The 17,789-nt window shown below is 73.6% G+C and carries 13 protein-coding genes and 1 pseudogene; 10 read left to right on the plus strand and 4 right to left on the minus strand.

What is annotated here, in order from left to right; translation table 11 throughout:
- Nucleotides 1-96: 96 nt before the first annotated feature.
- Together AB0H32_RS29805 and AB0H32_RS29810 are read left to right on the plus strand one after the other, a co-directional pair.
- On the plus strand, nt 97-1,923 hold the full coding sequence (locus AB0H32_RS29805) for a glycoside hydrolase (protein ID WP_361126633.1): 1,827 nt from the start codon (nt 97-99) through the stop codon (nt 1,921-1,923).
- A 217-nt stretch (nt 1,924-2,140) separates the two neighbouring features.
- Nucleotides 2,141-5,005 (plus strand): glycoside hydrolase family 2 TIM barrel-domain containing protein, encoded by a 2,865-nt coding sequence (locus AB0H32_RS29810; RefSeq protein ID WP_361126600.1) that lies wholly within the window; start codon nt 2,141-2,143, stop codon nt 5,003-5,005.
- Nucleotides 5,006-5,165: 160 nt separating this feature from the next.
- On the opposite strand, the gene AB0H32_RS29815 is transcribed toward AB0H32_RS29810, so the two are convergent.
- Nucleotides 5,166-6,422, minus strand: a complete 1,257-nt coding sequence (locus AB0H32_RS29815; RefSeq protein ID WP_361126603.1) for an MFS transporter — start codon at nt 6,420-6,422, stop codon at nt 5,166-5,168.
- A gap of 208 nt (nt 6,423-6,630) precedes the next feature.
- On the opposite strand from AB0H32_RS29815, the gene AB0H32_RS29820 reads away from it, so the two are divergent.
- From AB0H32_RS29820 to AB0H32_RS29830, 3 genes are read left to right on the plus strand one after another with little or no spacing between them, the layout of a single operon-like run.
- Nucleotides 6,631-8,166, plus strand: coding sequence for a hypothetical protein (locus AB0H32_RS29820; RefSeq protein ID WP_361126606.1), 1,536 nt, complete (start codon nt 6,631-6,633; stop codon nt 8,164-8,166).
- A 60-nt stretch (nt 8,167-8,226) separates the two neighbouring features.
- Nucleotides 8,227-8,811 (plus strand): TetR-like C-terminal domain-containing protein, encoded by a 585-nt coding sequence (locus tag AB0H32_RS29825; RefSeq protein ID WP_361126609.1) that lies wholly within the window; start codon nt 8,227-8,229, stop codon nt 8,809-8,811.
- The gene (locus tag AB0H32_RS29830) at nt 8,804-9,520 is read left to right on the plus strand and encodes an alpha/beta hydrolase (protein WP_361126612.1); all 717 of its coding nucleotides are present in this window, start codon (nt 8,804-8,806) and stop codon (nt 9,518-9,520) included. The genes AB0H32_RS29825 and AB0H32_RS29830 overlap by 8 nt, the downstream gene beginning before the upstream one ends.
- Here AB0H32_RS29830 and AB0H32_RS29835 read toward each other — a convergent pair.
- Entirely contained in the window at nt 9,454-10,263 is an 810-nt protein-coding gene (locus AB0H32_RS29835; RefSeq protein WP_361126615.1) for an isocitrate lyase/phosphoenolpyruvate mutase family protein, read from the minus strand. The two genes, AB0H32_RS29830 and AB0H32_RS29835, sit on opposite strands and share 67 nt — an antisense overlap.
- Before the next feature lie 113 nt (nt 10,264-10,376).
- Between AB0H32_RS29835 and AB0H32_RS29840 the strand changes: the two genes are divergently transcribed.
- Together AB0H32_RS29840 and AB0H32_RS29845 are read left to right on the plus strand one after the other, a co-directional pair.
- Complete coding sequence (locus AB0H32_RS29840; RefSeq protein ID WP_361126618.1) at nt 10,377-11,006, plus strand: HEAT repeat domain-containing protein; 630 nt, start codon at nt 10,377-10,379, stop codon at nt 11,004-11,006.
- Nucleotides 11,007-11,077: 71 nt separating this feature from the next.
- A complete protein-coding gene (locus tag AB0H32_RS29845; RefSeq protein ID WP_361126621.1) occupies nt 11,078-12,103 on the plus strand; it encodes an aldo/keto reductase in 1,026 nt (341 codons plus the stop codon).
- Here the strand turns inward: AB0H32_RS29845 and AB0H32_RS29850 are convergent.
- Nucleotides 12,061-13,824 (minus strand): DUF2264 domain-containing protein, encoded by a 1,764-nt coding sequence (locus tag AB0H32_RS29850; RefSeq protein WP_361126636.1) that lies wholly within the window; start codon nt 13,822-13,824, stop codon nt 12,061-12,063. The two genes, AB0H32_RS29845 and AB0H32_RS29850, sit on opposite strands and share 43 nt — an antisense overlap.
- 619 nt (nt 13,825-14,443) lie before the next feature.
- Between AB0H32_RS29850 and mmuM the strand changes: the two genes are divergently transcribed.
- A complete protein-coding gene (gene mmuM / locus AB0H32_RS29855) occupies nt 14,444-15,361 on the plus strand; it encodes a homocysteine S-methyltransferase (RefSeq protein ID WP_361126624.1) in 918 nt (305 codons plus the stop codon).
- Nucleotides 15,362-15,579: 218 nt separating this feature from the next.
- Here the strand turns inward: mmuM and AB0H32_RS29860 are convergent, their stop codons facing one another.
- The gene (locus AB0H32_RS29860) at nt 15,580-17,148 is read right to left on the minus strand and encodes a carboxylesterase family protein (protein WP_361126627.1); all 1,569 of its coding nucleotides are present in this window, start codon (nt 17,146-17,148) and stop codon (nt 15,580-15,582) included.
- A 104-nt stretch (nt 17,149-17,252) separates the two neighbouring features.
- On the opposite strand from AB0H32_RS29860, the pseudogene AB0H32_RS29865 reads away from it, so the two are divergent.
- Nucleotides 17,253-17,393, plus strand: a pseudogene (locus AB0H32_RS29865) (LacI family transcriptional regulator); the annotation flags it as partial.
- 29 nt (nt 17,394-17,422) lie between these two features.
- Entirely contained in the window at nt 17,423-17,626 is a 204-nt protein-coding gene (locus AB0H32_RS29870; RefSeq protein ID WP_361126630.1) for a hypothetical protein, read from the plus strand.
- Nucleotides 17,627-17,789: the final 163 nt, after the last annotated feature.

Below are 17,789 nucleotides of genomic sequence, written 5' to 3' on the forward strand. Positions count from 1 at the left end.
CGGCCCAGCACCGCACGGCCCGGCACCGTTCACCCCCGCACCGCGCGGCCCGGCGCATGGCCCAGCGCCTCTCGGCCCCGCACCGCTCGGCCCCGCATCAGGAGATCCGTCCTGCTGACAGCCGCGGCCGCGCTGGCTGTCACCGGCCCGCTGCTCACCTCCCCGGCCGCGAGTGCCGGTACCGCACCCGCGACGGCCGAGGTCTCCCCGCACGCCGCCCAGACCATCGACGACATCGGCGCCTCGGGCGCCTGGTGGGTCAACGACCTCCAGCACTTCTCGCCCGCCGTCCAGGCAAGGGTCGCAAGGCTCCTGTTCTCCTCCCAGGGCCTGGACCTCAGCTCGTACCGCTACAACATCGGCGGGGGCGGCACCGGGGTCACCACCGCGGCCCGCGCCCCCGAGGACTTCCTCGAGTCCGACGGCTCCTACGACTGGAGCAGGGACAAGGGCGGCCGGACGTTCCTGAACTACGCCGCCCAGTACGGCGTCGAGGACCTGATCGGCTTCGTCAACAGCGCACCCGCGCGCTGGACGTCCAACGGCAAGACCTGCGGCGGCCTCTTGAAGACGGAGAACGAGGGCGACTTTGCCAGGTACATCGCCGACGTGACCGACCACTTCGCCCGCAAGGGCGTGCGCCTGGACTACATCAGCCCCTTCAACGAACCGGACAACAGCTTCGCCGACTGCGGCCAGGAAGGCATGCCGGTGCCGGTGGACCAGCGCGACGACATCGTGCGCGCGCTGGGCGCCGAGCAGCGGGCACGCCACCGGAGGACCGGCATCATCGCGGACGAGTCCAGCAGGACGACCCAGTTCACCACCGAAGTGCCGCGGTGGATCTCCCGGCCGGGCACCGCCCCGTACGTGTCCCGGCTGGCCCACCACACCTACGACAACCCCGGCGACGGAGACCTCGGGAAGGTGTACGAGACGTCGAGGTCGGTCGGCAAGGCCTCCTGGGCCACGGAGATCTGCTGCTTCGGCAAGGGCACGACGGGCTGGAACCAGGAGTACGACCCGACCATCGACAACGCCCTGCTGATGTCCCGGATCATCTACAAGGACTTCGCGAGCTCCCACGACTCGGCGTTCCAGTGGTGGGTGGCGCTCGCCAGCGGGTACGGCAGCGATCCGACCGCGCGCAACGACGAGGGCTGGAACGACGGCCTGATCTACTACGACCCCGACTACGCGGCCAACGGCGACCAGAAGCTGTACTTCACGAAGCGGTACTACGCGCTCGGCCAGTACAGCAGGTTCGTGCGACCGGGCTCGGTGGCGCACGACGTGACGGGCACACCGAGCGGGGTCGAGGTCACCGCCTACGACTCCAAGGGCCGGTGGGTGGTCGTGGTCAACAACCACAACACCACCGACACGGCCCTGCACCTGCACTTCAACACCCGTGCGCCGATACGCGCCGCGCAGGCCGTCCGCACCTCGGCCACCGAGGACTGGGCGAACGTCGCCGAGCCGTCCGTGCGCGGCGGCACGGCTTCTGCGACCCTCCCCGCCCGTTCGATCACGACGTACGTCTTCGACCGGGCAGGGCACGGCAGTTCGGCCCTGACCGGCGCCTGGCAGGGCACACAGTCCGGCAAGTGCCTCACGGCGGACGCGTCCGGCGCCCGCATCGGCACCTGCACGAAAGGGGCGGAGCAGTCGTGGTCGTACGACGCCCGGGGCACGCTGAAGGGCGCGAACGGGTATCTGACAGCGGGGAGTTCGGGCCTGACGACCACGTCCTCCTACCGCGGTGAGGGCACCCGGCGCTGGCTGCTGAACGCCGACGGACAGATCGTCAACGAGGCCACGGGCCGGTGTCTGGACGTCAGCGGCCGGGCGACCGCCGACGGCAGCGCCGTGATCCTCTACAGCTGCAACGGCGGCACCAACCAGACCTGGGCCAGACGGTGACCACCGCGGCGGTCCCCCCGTCCCCCTGACCGAGGGCCGCCGGCCACGCTCCCGGCCGGCGGCCCTCGGCACCTGGTCGTACCCGGTCCCCCGGCGGTTTCGGCCGCTTCCTGTTCCGGCAGTACTTCCTGGAGTTCCCGAAGGAGCCGGAGGACCCCGCGCCCGGACGGTCCGGGGGAACACGCAGACCGGCGTCAAAGGCTGAGCTAGGAGAGCGATGTCCATCCGCACGAGCACCGAGTACGTCGAGGACGTCTCGCCGGGATCGGGAGCGCTGCCGCCCCGGGCCCGGTACGCGTCCTCGGACGCCACGTCCCTCTCGCTGAACGGCAGCTGGCGCTTCAGGCTGTCCGACACCGCCGACGCCGAGGACGACTCCTTCGCGCAGGAGGGGTACGACGCCGGTGACTGGGCCGAGGTGGCGGTCCCCGGCCACTGGGTCCTCCAGGGGCACGGCTCCCCCGCCTACACCAACCATCGCTACCCGTTCCCGGTCGACCCGCCCCGGGTGCCGACCGAGAACCCGACCGGAGACCATCTGCGCGTCTTCGGCCTGCCCGAGGACTGGCCGGACGGCGGCGGGGCGGTGCTGCGCCTCGACGGCGTGGAGTCCTGCGCCCGCCTCTGGCTGAACGGCACCGACCTCGGCGAGTTCAAGGGCTCGCGACTGCCGCACGAGTTCGCGGTCGGTCATCTGCTCAAGCCCGCGGACAATGTGCTGGCGGTCCGGGTCCACCAGTGGTCGGCGGGCTCGTACCTGGAGGACCAGGACCAGTGGTGGCTGCCCGGCATCTTCCGGGACGTCACCCTGCTGCACCGGCCGGCGGGCAGCGTCCTCGACTTCTTCGTGCACGCCTCCTACGACCACGTCGCCGGCACCGGCACCCTGCGCGTCGACTCCGACGTGGACGGCCGGGTGACCGTGCCGGAACTCGGTGTCGACACCGCGACCGGCGAGCCGGTGACGGTGCCGGCCGAGCCGTGGTCGGCGGAGCGTCCGCGGCTGTACGACGGTGTGCTGGCCACCGAGGGCGAGCGGGTGCCGCTGCGCATCGGCTTCCGCACGGTGGCGCTGTCGGACGGCCTGATCAGGGTCAACGGCACAGCGGTCCTGTTCAAGGGGGTCAACCGGCACGAGTGGCACGCGGAGACGGGGCGTGCGCTCGACGCGGAGACCATGCGCGAGGACGTACTGCTGATGAAGCGGCACAACATCAACGCCGTCCGCACCTCCCACTACCCGCCCCACCCCGCCTTCCTCGACCTGTGCGACGAGCTGGGCCTGTGGGTGATCGACGAGTGCGACCTGGAGACCCACGGCTTCACCGAGCAGCGCTGGCGGGACAACCCTGTCGACGACGACCGCTGGACCCCGGCCCTGCTCGACCGTGCCGCCCGCATGGTGGAGCGGGACAAGAACCACCCCTCGATCGTCATCTGGTCCCTCGGCAACGAGGCCGGCACCGGCCGGGGACTGACCGCTATGGCCGAGTGGATCCACGGCCGGGACACCTCGCGGCTCGTGCACTACGAGGGCGACCCCGACTGCCGTGACACGGACGTCCACTCACGGATGTACGCCGACCACGCCGAGGTCGAGCGGATCGGCCGCGGCCTGGACGGCGGCACGGCCAAGCGCCGCCGGCTCCCCTTCATCCTCTGCGAGTACGGGCACGCCATGGGCAACGGCCCGGGCGGTCTCGCCGACTACCAGCGGATCTTCGAGACATACGACCGCCTCCAGGGCGGCTTCGTCTGGGAGTGGATCGACCACGGCATCAAGGACGAGCGGTACGGCTACGCCTACGGCGGAGACTTCGGCGAGGAGCTGCACGACGGCAACTTCGTCTGCGACGGTCTGCTGTTCCCGGACCGCCGGCCCTCCCCCGGCCTGGTCGAGTACAAGAAGGTGATCGAACCGGTCGTCATCGAGGGCGACGGCCGCGGCGGCACGGTGCGCATCACCAACAGGTACGACTTCGCGGACCTGTCGGAACTGGCCTTCGTCTGGTCGCACCAGGTGAACGGCGAGACGGTCGGGCAGGGAACCCTCTCGGTGCCCGCGCTCGCGCCCGGGGAGTCGGCCGAGGTGAAGCTTCCCGAGCCGCCGGTCGCCACCGGGGCCGGCGAGGCCCACTGGACGGTGCGGGCGCTGCTCGCCGCCGGCACCCCCTGGGCACCGAAGGACCACGTCGTCGCCTGGGGCCAGTTCGCCGTGTCCGCGCGTCAGGTCCCGTCGGTCGCGGCGACCGACGGGCCGGTGCCCGGCGACGGTCTGATCACCCTCGGCCCGGCCTCCTTCGACGCCCGCACCGGCGCCCTGCGGACCGTCGGCGCGGTGGCCGTCACCGGGCTGCGCCTGGATGTGTGGCGGGCCGTCACGGACAACGACGACGGCGCCGCCTGGCAGAGGGGCACCCGCTACGGCCTGCTGTGGCGCAGGCTCGGGCTGCACCGGATGCGGCACCGCCTCGACGCGGTCGAGGCGGGCGACGAGGCGCTGACGGTGCGCACCCGGGTGGCGCCGGCGGCCCGGGAGATCGGGCTGTCGGCCGTCTACCGCTGGACGTCGGACGGAAACCGTCTGCGGCTGACCGTGTCCGTGACACCCGAGGGCGACTGGACCGTGCCGCTGCCCCGGCTCGGCATCCGCTTCGAACTGGCCGGGGCCGACCGTGTGCAGTGGTTCGGCGGCGGCCCGGGCGAGGCGTATCCGGACAGCAGGACGGCGTCCGTGATCGGCCGCTGGCAGTCGACGGTGGACGACCTGCAGACGCCCTACGTGCGTCCCCAGGAGAACGGCGCCCGGGCCGACGTCCGCTGGGCGGAGATCGGCGGGCTGCGCATCGAGGGCGACCCGGAGTTCTTCTTCACCGCCCGCCGCTGGACCACCGAGCAGCTGGACGCGGCCGAGCACCTCACCGACCTCGCCCCCGGTGCCGCATCCGGCAGGGTGTGGGTCAACCTCGACCACGGCCAGCACGGACTCGGCTCGCAGTCCTGCGGCCCGGGCCCGTTGCCGCAGTACCACCTGCTGGCCGAGCCCACGCAGTTCTCGTTCGTCTTCTCGGAGACCGACTGACACAAGCGGTTCGGCCGCACGCGGTTGAGACGCACGCGGTTCGGCCGCACGCGGTTCCGACGCTCCCCGTGGCCGGCCGGATGCCTTGCGACCGGCCGGCCACGGTCGCGTCCTGCAACGGTGTCGTGGCCTGCCCCGGTGGCGTGACCGGCGGACGGATTCAGGCCCGGCGGACGGGTGTCACCACTGCCGCTGCCGCGATCAGGACACAGCCGGCGCCGGCCACCAGGGCCACCTCGGCGGTGCCCCAGCGTCCGGCCGCCCAGGTGAGGAACGCGGCGCCGACTGGTGCGGCGGCGTAGGTGAGGGTCCAGTAGGCGGCGGTGACGCGACCGAGGAGGTGCTCGGGGGTGATCTCCTGGCGCAGGGACATGGAGCAGGTGCCCGCCATGCCGACGCAGGCCAGGAAGACGACGGTGAGCACGGCGACGACGGCGACCGTGTCCGACTCGCCGATGCCGGCGACGGCCGGGCCGCACACCGCGACCGAGCCGATCCAGGTGAGGCCGAAGCCCAGCCTGCGGCGGACGCGGGCGACGAGCAGGGACCCGGCGATGGTGCCGAGCGCGCCGACGGCCAGGACGGTGCCGACCGTGCCGTCGTGGTGGCCGAGATCGTGCTTGAGGTGGTAGATCAGCAGGTCGGTCAGGCCGAAGGTGAGGAAGCCGAAGACGAACAGCAGCACGGTCAGCGAGCGCAGGACCGGGTGCCGGCGCAGGAAGCCGACCCCGGTGCACAGGTCCTGCCACAGGGTGCCGGTCCGGGACGTCGGCCGGTCGTCGGCGGGTCGCGGGTTCAGGCGTACGAGGAGCAGGCAGGCGGCGGAGACGGCGAAGCTGGCGGCGTCGACGGCGACGGCGGCCGCCGGTCCCGTCCAGGCCGCGACCAGCCCCGCGCAGAGTGGCCCGACGACTCCGGCCGCGGCGGCCGTCGAGTTCAGCAGGCCGTTGGCTTCGGTGAGCCGGGCGGTGCCCACCAGGCCACGGACGACGGTGACGTATCCGACGGCGAAGAACATGCCGACGGCCTCGCACACGGGTAGCACCGCGTAGAGCACCCAGATGCGCGGGCCGAAGGCCCAGACCAGCGGGATCAGTCCGTACAGGACCATGCGGGCCAGGTCGCAGACGATCAGCAGGCGGCGCCGGTCCACCCGGTCCACCACCGCCCCGGCGAAGACGGCGGCGAGGACGGAGGCGGCGCCGCCGACGGCGGTCAGCAGCCCCATGCGGGCCACCGATCCGGTGGCTTCCAGGACCAGCAGGGGCAGGGCGATCAGGGCGAAGGAGTCACCGAGGACGGAGAGGGTCTGCGCGGCCCAGAAGATGCCGAAGTCCCGCTGCCTCGCGAGCGATCGGGCCGTCGGCGGGCTCGTCGGCGCCGTGGGTTCCTCGTCACGCCGCGCCTCGTGCGCCATCCGGCTCCCCCTTGGTCCCTCCGGCCCACCCTACGTCACCCACTCCTGGCGCTCAGGTGCCCAACTCCTCATCGAGAGCAGCTTCGTTGATCGGAACAGGGGGCGCACGTCCAGGCCGGGTGTGCGAAACTTCGCCCGCAGGACGCGCGGAGCCTGCCGGAGCGTATGCGAGGAGCGCTGTGACCACCGTCGAACCCGGCCGCGGGTGATGCCGGAACCGTTCAACCGCCGGGTGCGTCTGGTCGTCGAGGTCCGTGAGGACCACGACGAACTGGAGCTGGCGACCGGCGTGTTCCATGCACAGGGCTGGCGGGTGCGCCCGGCGCGGGACAGCGATGCGATCAGCGCGGACGACGGATACGCCGCGCTGCTCGTCGAAGTCCCGCTCCGGGGCTCCCGGCTGACGGCCAGGTCCATGGCCTGCGAGCGGCTGACGACGCTCGCGGCCCGGCGCAAGCTCGATGTCCGGGTGCGGGAGGCCAAGCTCATACGGCCGAAGCCCGAGGCGCCGAACACGACGTACCACGTCCACCACAGGGTGCCGGACGGCGCGGGCCCCGTGCTGCGGTGGCTCCTCGAACACTGGATAGCCGTCGGCGGGTGGGACGTACGGCACACCCTGCATCTGCGCGGCGAGTACACCGAGGAACAACGGGACCAGGCGCGCGCCGAGTTGGCGCAGCGCAACCTGGGGGGAGCGCCCTTCGACCCCGACGCGCACGACATCCGCAGGTCGATCGGGCCCCGGGCGCGCTACCAGTCGGCCGATCCGCGCCGCCGGGCGATCGTGATCGCGGCCATCGGTGTGGTCGTGGCCGTCAGCCTCGCCTGCGGAGTCGTCCTCGGCGCTCTGACGACGCCGTGGCGGCTCCTGGCGCTGGCGTGGCCGCTCGGCATGTGCTGGCCGGTGGGCACCTGGGTGTCCGCGAACGAACCCCGGCCGCGGCTGGTCCGGCTGGGAATCGGCGTGGCCGTCGTCTGGGGCCTGACCGCCGTCGGTGCCCTGTGGGCGGGCGCCCAGGACGCGGGAGCCGCCGGGCAGCTCGCGGGAATCGGCACGACCGCGGGCCTCGGCTTCGTCGTCTTCGGCCTCTGGTACGCGTTGAGCGAGTCCTGGTTCAGCCGCAACATGCAGTGGTTCCTGCCCGTCCTGGCCGCACCGCTGCCGTTCGTGATGCCCTGGGTCGGGTCGTTCCTGCACGCCATGTACCTGGAGGACTTCTTCGGGGTCCCGGCCGACTCCGTGCACGTGGCCTTCTACTGGCAGTACGTCGTGGCGCTGCGCCCGCTGGCCACGGCCGTGGGATGCGGGCTGGTCCTGGTCGCGCTGGCCGGCTGGGCCCGGCACTTCAACGTGCAGACGGGGGCCGCCGGGCTGGTCCGCTGGGTCCTGCCCCTGATGGCGCTGGTGACGGTTCTCACCGTGGCGTCCGGCGCGGTGAGCGACGTGGGCAGGGCCGCCGACCGGACGATGGACGCCGCCGCCGCGGGCCGGCGCGCACCCGCCTACTTCGGCATCCAGGGCGACCTCGTCTGTATCCGGCCGCTCGCCGCGAAGATCCCCGTCATCGACGGGCCGGTCCCGACGACCCACCCCGTCCTCTCCTTCCGGGCGAGCGGCGACACCTTCTGGCTCTGGGACCCGGACCCGGCGCGGGGCAAGGACACGTCCCGCCATGCCCTGCGTCTGAGGGCGGAGGACGTGCAGTTGGTCACCACCACCGGCAGGCACTGCCGCGCCTGAACAACCCCCGAACCTAGATACCCTAGGATTACCCCTAAGGAACCTAGGAGGAGGTGTCGGATGGCCCGTGCGGGTCTCACGGTCGACCGGCTGGTCGCCGCGGCGGCCGACCTCGCCGACGAGGCGGGCTTCGAGAACGTCAGCCTGTCCGCGCTGGCGCGGCACTTCGGCGTGAAGGACGCGAGTCTGTACTCGCACGTCCGCGGCCTGGGCGACCTGCGGACCCGGCTCGCGCTGCACGCGGGCGGCGAGCTGATCGACCGGATCGCGGCGGCCGTGGCGGGCCGGGCGGGCAAGGACGCGCTGGCCGCGTTCGCGGACGCCTACCGGGCCTACGCGCTGGAGCACCCGGGCCGGTACGCGGCCACCCAGATCCGTATCGACCAGGCCCTGATCGCCGACTCCCCCGCCATGCGCCGCACTGCCGAGATCACCTACGGCATGCTGCGCGCCTACGGTCTCGACGAACCCGACCTGACGGACGCCGTACGCCTGCTGCGCAGCACCTTCCACGGGTACTGCGCCCTGGAGTCCGCGGGCGGCTTCGGCGCCGACCGGGATGTCCGGGCCTCCTGGGACAAGGCGGTCGAAGCCCTGCACCTGGCCCTTGCACACTGGCCACGCGAGACGAGGAACGATGACTGAACCGCTGCACCACGACGTGACGGGCAGCGGCCCCGTCCTGCTGGTCGTGCCGGGCGGCGCCGGGCACCCCATGGGGCTCGGGCCGCTGACCGAGCGGCTGGCACTGCGCTTCACCGTGGTGACGTACGACCCGCTGGGCCTCGCCCACGGGCGGCTCGGCCCGCCGGTACCCGACCAGCGTCCGGCGGACTGGAGCGAAGGGGCGCACCGGCTGCTGCTGGAGGTGCTGCCGCCGGGCGAGCAGGCGTATGTGTTCGGCACCAGCTCCGGCGGCATCGCCGTCCTCGACCTGCTCGCCCGCCATCCGGGGCGGCTGGCGGGCGTGGTGGCGCACGAGCCGCCCTGCGTGACGGTGCTGCCGGACGGCCAGGAGCGGCGCACGGAGCTGATCGGCCGGCTGGACGGTCCCGGCCGTCCGCCCGCCGAGGGCGCCTCGGCGACCCCGATGGGCGTCTTCCTCGCCCACGTCCTGCGCCCCTTCTCCGCCCATGTCCCCGACTTCACCGCCCCCGGGGGCCGCCTGACCCTGGCCGCCGGTGCCGACTCGCGCGGGCAACTCCTGCACCGCACCACCGAGTTCCTCGCCGACCGGCTCGGCGGGCGCTTCGTGGAGTTCCCGGGCGGTCATCTCGGCACCCTGGATCACCCCGTGGACTTCGCCGACCTGCTCACCGAGACGTTCCGGGGCGGCTCGCACACCTCGGCGTAGGACGGCGTCGTACCGCCCGGCACCCGCCCGGCCGCGATGTCGGCCACCGCGTCCAGGGCGGCGCCCAGCGCCCGCCGGTAGAGCAGCGAGCCGAGGCTGATGCGACCGACACCGAGGCCGGCGAGCCGGGACACGGTGGGGCCGGTGGGCGAGTAGAGGACGTTGAGCGGGGCGTGGACGTGCCGGACGAGGGCGCCGATCCGGTCCGGATCGGTCAGCCCGGGCACGAACACACCGTCGGCGCCCGCCTTTTGGTAGGCGTCGAGGCGGCGCAGGGTGTCCGTCTCGTCGCCGTCGCCCAGCCAGTACGTGTCCGTACGGGCGTTGACGAACAGGCCGGGCACGGCCGCCTTCACCGCGGCGATCTTCGCGGCGTGCCGGGCGGCCGGTCCGAGCCCGTCCTCCAGATTGATTCCGACGGCCCCCGCCGCCCACACCTCGCTCGCCAGCTCGGCGACGTCGTCCGGATCCTCGCCGAATCCGTCCTCGGCGTCGACGGACAGCCAGAAGGACTCCGGGCCGAGCGTACGGGCGAGGCACAGGGTCTGCTCGCGGGTCGCACCCCGGCCGTCGGGCAGACCGGCGGCCGCCGCCACGGCCAGGCTCGTCGTACCGATCGCGGGAAAGCCGCGGGCCGCGAGGGCGACGGCCGAGGCATGGTCCCAGGCGTTGGGCAGGAGCAGCGGCTCGCCGGGGCGGTGGTGGAGGCCGGCGAAGGACGTCACGGCAGGCTCTGCGGTCATACGACCACGCTACGGGCCGCTCGTTTCAGCGCCCGCCGAAACGAGCGGGGACGGGCCTGTTCCGGGGCGAAATCCCTTTGCCGGGACGCAATGCACGGTTCGAGACTGAAGTCGTGCTTGGTCTCGTCAGGGCCGACAACGAGGCCCTTGTTGCATGCCCGGGCGATCCGCAGCGCACCGTCGCCGCCCACCACGAACTGCTGCGGCGCGGCGAGGACGCCGTGGACGCCGTCCGGGCCGGCCTGAGCCACGGGAACCCGGCTGTCCGTGAGGGCTGCTGCCGCCTCCTCGACCACCTCGCCGACACCGACTCCATGGACCTGCTCATCGCCATGGCCGACGACCCCGACGCCCGGGTCAGGACCGCCACGTTCCACGCGCTGGCCTGCGACCGGTGCAGGGGCGACACCTGCGCACCGGGCGCGGACCGGGTCCTCGAACCCGCGCTGCGGCACCCGGCCTGCGATCCCGACCCGCACGTCCGCGCGACGGCCGCCGAACTGGTCGGCAAGTTCGTCCACACCGAGTTCCGCGCCGTCACCGCTCTGGAGACGTCCCACGCCCACGACCCGAGCCCGGCCGTCCGGAAGAAGGGGGCCGGTACGCGCCCGGCGGCACCATCTACGCACAGACCGTTCCCCGCGCACACCGGTAACACCCGGCCCCGTGCGCAGCGCCCCCCGCATCGACCGGCCTTGCTTCGAGCGCACTCGAATGCCCTAGCGTGGCCGGCACGGCGGTGATCGACAACTCCGCCGGGAACGGCTTTCACGGGGGGCGTCCGCCGGGCGCCGGAAGGGACCGGATCACCGACATGAGCAGCGCCATCGAACAGATCAGCAAGGTCGAGCTGGGCAACGCCGGCCCTCTCGTCGGCGCGCAGGGCTTCGGCGCCATGGGCATCAGCGCCGCCTACGGGCAGACGGACGACGCAGCGGCCCGCGACACGCTGGAGGCCACCGTCGAGGCGGGCGTCACCCTCCTCGACACCGCCGACATGTACGGCGCCGGCGCCAACGAGGAGTTCCTCGCGCCGTTCGTGGCCGCGCACCGCGACGAGATCACGCTGGCCACCAAGTTCGGCTTCGCGTTCCGCGCCGACGACCCGGGCTACCGGGCCATCCGCAACGACCCGGCCTACATCAGGGAGGCCGTCGAGGCGAGCCTGCGCCGCCTGGACGTCGACGTCATCGACCTCTACTACATGCACCGCCGCGACCCGGCCGTCCCGCTCGCCGAGTCCGTCGGCACCATGGCCGAACTCGTGCGGGAGGGCAAGGTCAAGCACCTCGGCCTGAGCGAGGTCACCGGTGCCGAGCTGCGCGAGGCGCACGCCCTGTACCCGATCACCGCCGTGCAGTCGGAGTGGTCGCTCTTCAGCCGGGACGTCGAGCGCAGCGTGGTGGGCGCGGCCGCCGAGCTGGGCGTCGCCTTCGTGCCGTACTCGCCGCTCGGCCGGGGCTTTCTGACCGGGTCCTTCACTGACGCGGGCCAGGACCTCTCCAGCGGCGACTTCCGGAACCTGCTGCCGCGCTTCACCGGCGACAACGCCAGGGCGAACGCCGCCCTCCTGGCTCCCCTGCACAAGATCGCGGCCGGCCACGGCGCCACCACGGCGCAGATCGCCCTGGCCTGGGTGCAGCACCGGGCCCAGGTGCACGGTCTGACCGTGGTGCCGATCCCGGGGACCCGCAGGCGCGGCCGCCTGCTGGAGAACGCGGCGGCGACCCGGATCACGCTGAGCGCCGACGAGCTGGCGCTGCTGGAGCCGATCGCCGGCCAGGTGGCGGGCGACCGCTACGCGGACATGTCGCTGACCTCGGTGGGCCGCGAGGACTGAACGCGACCGGGCCCGACCGACCACGCCGAGCCCGCTGCGCGCTCGTCCGGGGCCGTGAACCGGAAGTGCCCGAGCCGTCCCGTGGCCCAGCGGACCCTCAGGTCGTAGTCCCCCTGCACCTCCACGGTCACCAGGTCCGCGAGGGGCAGGGGGCCGGGTTCCGCGGTGAGCCGGGCGAGCGCGACGAACAAGGTGGGCGCGGCGCCGGTCACGCCGGTCAGGGCGAGGCCGCCCGACAGGCCGTGGACCGGCACCAGTTCGGCCGACTCCCCCTCCCCCGGCGCCCACCCCGTGACCGTCACCTCGGTGCCGGGAGCGGCTCCCGCCACCAGATGGGCCCGCACCTCCACCGCACCGTCGGCCACCACGAGGCTGGTCACCTGCGCCCCGGAACCCACCGGGTACCGGGAGGCCGCCCAGCCCTCCCCCACGCCCAGCGGCACGATCCCCGTGCGCGCCGGGTCGCCGCCGACCACGACGCTGTTGTCGGGCGGTGACCCGGCGGGCCGGGTGACCGTGGAGTAGGCGAACCGCGTGTAGTGGGGGTCGTAGCGAATGTCCTCGCTGCCGTGGTTGTGGAGGCGGACCACGCCGTCCGAACGGGTCGACTGCAGCAGCCAGTTGGGGCCGGCGAGAGGCGTCACCGCGTCGGCGCGCTCCGCCGGGCCCTGCTCCTCGGCCGCCGTCCACACCTCGTGTTCCGGGGGCAGCAGGAGCCCGAGGAAGCCCTTGCTCGCCCAGTAGGGCGAGGCCGGCCCCGAGTAGCTCTGCAGGACGGCGGCATCGGGGCCGTGCCAGCCGAGGGTCAGCAGCCCGTGGGCGTCCACGGCTCCCCGGTCCAGGAAGTACTTCAGTGCTCCGGAGGCCAGCCGCCGTGTCTGCCCCGCCGCCAGTGGCGTGCGCCCCGTGAGCGCGCCCAGCCAGAGCGGGGCCGTCGTCGCGAACCGGTACGTCAGCGAGCGCCCCTGGTACAGGGGGGCACCGTCGCCGCCGAACAGGCGGGCGCAGTCGGCGAGATGGCGTTCGAGCCGGTCGCCGTAGAGCCCCAGCAGTCCGTCGTCGTCGGCGAGCCACGCGTGCAGCACCGGATACAGGTGCATGGCCCAGCCGTTGTAGTAGTCGAACTTGCGGCCGCCCCCGTCGGTGTACCAGCCATCGCCGACGTACCAGTCCTCGATGCGCTCCAGGCCGCGGTCGATCGCCTTGCGGGCCGCCTCGGGCTCGTGGCCGATCTCGGCGAGGAAACCACCCACCGTGACCGGGAACAACTCCCAGTTGCAGGGCCAGGGTTCGGCGGTGAGCGCGTCCGCCAGCCAGGATGCGGTCCGCTCGCGCACGCACTGGTCCAGGCGGTCCCACAGCAGGGGCCGGGTCAGCCGCAGGGCGAGGGCGATCGAGGCTGCCTCGACCAGGGGCTGGCTGCGGTCGGTGATCCACGGCCAGACACCGCCGGGGCCCGCCGTGAGGCCCTCGGCGTAGCGGCCGAGCACGGTCTCGTCCCGGCGGAACGCGGCGAGCAGCAGCGTGCGGGCATACCCCTCCAGGCCGTCGGAGAGGCGGCCGGAATGGCTCACATGGTCGCCGGGAAGGTGGTAAAGGGCGCGGTCGGGGGTGGCGCAGGGCTCCACGGCGGCGAGCAGGGCGTCGGCGGCCCGCTCCCAGTGGGCGCGGGTGTAGCCGGTGTACGGGCTCGTGGAGGGGTCGGCGGCGGGCAGGTCGATCACGGCGGTGCTTTCCTTCCTTGCGGGCCCGGGCGACCGGGTCCGGGCGGGCCCGGCGCGCCTCGGTTCCGGCGGGCCTGGGGTGCCCCGGTTCCGGTCGGGGCACCCCAGGGGACTCATCCCACCCGCACGCCGCCCCTGGGCACCGGATGCCGACTCCTCCGTCGCGCCGACCGGGGGACGGCTGGACCGTACCGCCATCGGCAAGCGCTTTCCAGCCCTCGAACCCATTTCGCACGACTGCCAACTCCCAACGGGCGACAGCATTTTCGCGAAACCGGTCCACCTGCCTCGGTGCGAACTCCCGCACCCCCCACCCGCTCCCGAAGGAGACACCCCCGTGTCCGCCATCCAGAGCAGTTCGGCTGGCCGCCGCACCTTCGTGCTCCGCGCCGGGGCGGACACGGGTCGGCGGCCCTCGCCGGCCCGGCGGCGACGGTGAAGCAGCCGTGACCGGGCCCGTACTGCCGCGGGTGATGCCGTGGCCGCCGACCACCGGGACGGACGACCTGGAACGGCTCCGCGCGTCCATGAGGTCGCTGTCGGCGCCGGCGGTGCCGACCGCTCACCTGCTGGACGCCGGAGCCCGATCACGCCCCGCCTGGACTAGCGTCGTGACATGGTCAGCAACACCTCCCCCGGCCTCGCCGAAGCCCTCGCCGCCAGGACCGTCGTGCTCGACGGCGGCATGTCCAACCAGCTGGCGTCGGCCGGGCACGACCTGAGCGACGAGCTGTGGTCGGCGCGACTGCTCGCCGAGCGGCCCGAGGCGGTCACCGAGGCGCACCTCGCCTACTTCACCGCGGGCGCGGACGTGGCGATCACCGCGAGCTACCAGGCCACCTTCGAGGGCTTCGGCCGGCGCGGGATCGGCCGCGAGGACGCCGCGCGGCTGCTGGCGTCGAGCGTGGAACTGGCCCGTGCGGCAGCACGGCAGGCGCGGGAGGCCGGGGCCGCGCGGCCGCTGTGGGTGGCGGCGTCGGTCGGTCCGTACGGGGCGATGCTCGCGGACGGGTCGGAGTACCGGGGCCGGTACGGGCTGAGCGTCGCGGAGCTGGAGCGGTTCCACCGGCCGCGGATCGAGGTGCTGGCCGCCGCGGCGCCGGACGTCCTCGCGCTGGAGACGGTGCCGGACACCGAGGAGGCGCAGGCGCTGGTGCGGGCGGTGCGGGGGCTCGGGGTGCCGGCCTGGCTCTCGTACACCGTCGACGGCCGGCACACCCGGGCCGGGCAGCCGCTCGAAGAGGCCTTCGCGCTGGCCGCGGACGTGGACGAGGTGATCGCGGTCGGCGTGAACTGCTGTGCCCCGAAGGATGTGGAGCACGCGGCCGGGATCGCGGCCCGGGTGACGGGCAAGCCGGTCGTCGTCTATCCCAACAGCGGGGAGACCTGGGACGCCGGGGCGCGGGCCTGGCGAGGGCGGACCACGTTCGGCGCCGAGCAGGTCAAGGGGTGGCGGGACGCGGGGGCCCGGCTGATCGGGGGGTGCTGCCGGGTGGGGCCGGAGGCGATTGCCTCCATCGCGCGGGTGGTATGAGGTTCGCCGGCTCGCCGTAGGGGGTTTGTGTTGTCATGCGGCCGAGGGTCCGGACGGGCCGGGCACGCCCGCCATGCAGGGCCGCATGTCGACGTCTGCAGGGACGTATGTCCGCAGGGACATATGTCCGCAGGGACGTATGTCCGCAGGGACGTATGCAGGCAGGGCCCCGCGCCTCTTTGAGGCAGGGGCAGCGGCTCGCACGCGGGGGCGGGGGGTCAGTGGCGTCGTGCGCCGACCGAGCGGCGCAGACGGCGTACCGCCGAGGCGAGTTCGGCTCCGGGGGCCCGGAAGTCGGAGGCGGGTGCCGGCTCCGGGACCGTGGGGGCGGCCGACCACAGGGCGATTTCGGCGTCCCGTGGACCGTAGGCGGTGTACGGGAACCCGTCGTCGAAGATCCGCACCGGATGGCGGGCGTCCCAGGCCTGCCAGCCGGGATCCCCGGTCGCGGCGAACCGTACCCAGGCCGCGTGCATCACGTCGCACAGCTCCCGCGGGGCGCCTTCGCCGGCCAGCTTGGCGGACTCCGGCACAGCGGCGCTGTCGAAGACGAATCCGAGTTCCAGGGCGTGGCAGGCGCCGAGGCCGGGGAGGCGGGACGGCCAGGCGAACTCGTAGAGGTACGAGGTGCCGGGGCGGGCGTCGGCCAGCCGGTGCAGGGGGATGCGCAGCAGGTGGTCGGTGACCATCTGGCCGACGATCTCGGAGGTGCCGGCCTCCGGATGCAGGGCACGGTAGCCGCGCGGGACCTCGTGGCCGACGCGGCAGCGGGCCATGGCGCCGGCCAGGGCGACCGGGCCGAGCCGGTCGACGGCCTCCAGGAGTCCGCCGGGCACCAGCCACAAGCGGTACTCGTCCCGGGTCCAGCCCAGGAGCAGGTCGACGCCCTGGGCGGCCTCGCCGTCGATCAGGGCCTGGAGCGGGTCACGGGGCACGAGGTCGCCGTCCATGACGATGCCGAAGGCGGGGCCGCCGAGGACGGGGCTGCTCAGCCGTCCCACCTCGGCCTGGGTGCGCAGGAGCAGGTCGCGGTCGACGGCGGCGAAGGCCTCGGCGGTGGCGGGGATCTTCAGCCGGGTTGCCATGCGGCGGACCATCCGCCGCACCTTGTCCCGCTCCGACGCCTCGGGCGGTCCGCTCTGCAGGACGGCCCGTCGAATCAGGCCCTGGGTCTGCGGTGCGGCGATCAGGGCACCGGCGCTGATCGCGCCGGCCGACTGTCCGCACAGGGTCACGTTGCCGGGGTCGCCGCCGAAGGCGGCTATCGTCTCGTGGACCCAGCACAGGGCGGCGAGCTGGTCGCGCAGGCCGGGGTTGGGGGGCGCGTCCGGGAACAGTCCGTAGCCCTCGACCCCCAGCCGGTAGTTGACCGAGACGCAGACGACGCCGTCGCGGGCGAAGGTGCGGCCGTCGTAGACGGGGACGGCGGAGGATCCCCTGGTCAGGGCGCCGCCGTGCAGCCAGACGAGCACCGGGAGCCGGGCCCCGGGGTCCGGCTCGGGGGTCCACACGTTGAGATTGAGGCAGTCGTCGCCGACGACGACCGGATCGGCCAGGTACTGGGCGAACACGTCCGAGTACGGCGGTTTCGGCGCCGTGGGCCCGAAGGCTCCGGCGTCGCGCACCCCGTCCCAGGGCTCGCGCGGCTCGGGCGCGCGGAACCGCCGGGGGCCGAAGGGCGGCGCGGCGTACGGGATGCCCCGGAACACCGCGACGCCCTGCTCGTACCGGCCGCGTACGGCCCCGTGGAGCGTTCTGACCACGGGGCCCGTCCGGTCTGCCGTCATCGCCCACCAGCCCTTCGCCGTGCGCGTACACCGCTCACTTCAGAGCACCACACCCCGCGCTCGTATTCCGGTGCACGGACCCGGCGCAGGGCCGAATGGCGTAGGCGGCCACCGCGCTGCGGCTGCTCGGGCGGTTGATGCGGGGCGAGCGTCCGGAGGGCACGCGCACGGAGCTGTCGACCGGGCCGGTGCGGCGATCGAGCACGGCCGCGCCGCCCGCCGCCCGTTCGGCCGCACCGCGGTGACCGCCCCCGCCCGGGACCGTTGACGGAGCATGCATCCCACCACGCGCAGCGCAGCGGCCATCGCCGTGGCCGCGGTCGCTCCGGTCACCGCCTACGGCACGGTCCAGGACTCCCTTCGGGCCCTCGCCCCCGCCGAGCACAGCGCCGCGGTGGCCGTCCCCCGCGACGAACACGATCCGAAGGAGGACGTCGAACTCGACGAGAACGGCCGCCCCGGCCTGGGCGAGGACTGAGAGGACTGGGAGGACTGGGAGGACTCAAAGGACCGAGGGGAGCGAGCGGACCGGGCGGCACCGGGCAGCGCCCGGGGGTGGGCAACGGTGGGCCGTGGGCGGCGGCGGGGGGGCGCGCCGGCCGCCAGGCGGCGCGCCGGGCAGCCCGACGGCCAGGCAGCCC

The sequence above is a fragment of the Streptomyces sp. NPDC020362 genome, from assembly GCF_040642095.1.
Classification (GTDB): Bacteria; Actinomycetota; Actinomycetes; order Streptomycetales; family Streptomycetaceae; genus Streptomyces.

Bases quoted from the DNA above. Each gene is read 5' to 3' on its own strand.
- AB0H32_RS29810 (WP_361126600.1), top strand. From the start codon at position 2,141: ATGTCCATCCGCACGAGCACCGAGTACGTCGAGGACGTCTCGCCGGGA.
- AB0H32_RS29815 (WP_361126603.1), bottom strand. From the start codon at position 6,422: ATGGCGCACGAGGCGCGGCGTGACGAGGAACCCACGGCGCCGACGAGC.
- AB0H32_RS29820 (WP_361126606.1), top strand. From the start codon at position 6,631: ATGCCGGAACCGTTCAACCGCCGGGTGCGTCTGGTCGTCGAGGTCCGT.
- AB0H32_RS29825 (WP_361126609.1), top strand. From the start codon at position 8,227: ATGGCCCGTGCGGGTCTCACGGTCGACCGGCTGGTCGCCGCGGCGGCC.
- AB0H32_RS29830 (WP_361126612.1), top strand. From the start codon at position 8,804: ATGACTGAACCGCTGCACCACGACGTGACGGGCAGCGGCCCCGTCCTG.
- AB0H32_RS29835 (WP_361126615.1), bottom strand. From the start codon at position 10,263: ATGACCGCAGAGCCTGCCGTGACGTCCTTCGCCGGCCTCCACCACCGC.
- AB0H32_RS29845 (WP_361126621.1), top strand. From the start codon at position 11,078: ATGAGCAGCGCCATCGAACAGATCAGCAAGGTCGAGCTGGGCAACGCC.
- mmuM (WP_361126624.1), top strand. From the start codon at position 14,444: ATGGTCAGCAACACCTCCCCCGGCCTCGCCGAAGCCCTCGCCGCCAGG.
- AB0H32_RS29860 (WP_361126627.1), bottom strand. From the start codon at position 17,148: ATGACGGCAGACCGGACGGGCCCCGTGGTCAGAACGCTCCACGGGGCC.
- AB0H32_RS29870 (WP_361126630.1), top strand. From the start codon at position 17,423: ATGCATCCCACCACGCGCAGCGCAGCGGCCATCGCCGTGGCCGCGGTC.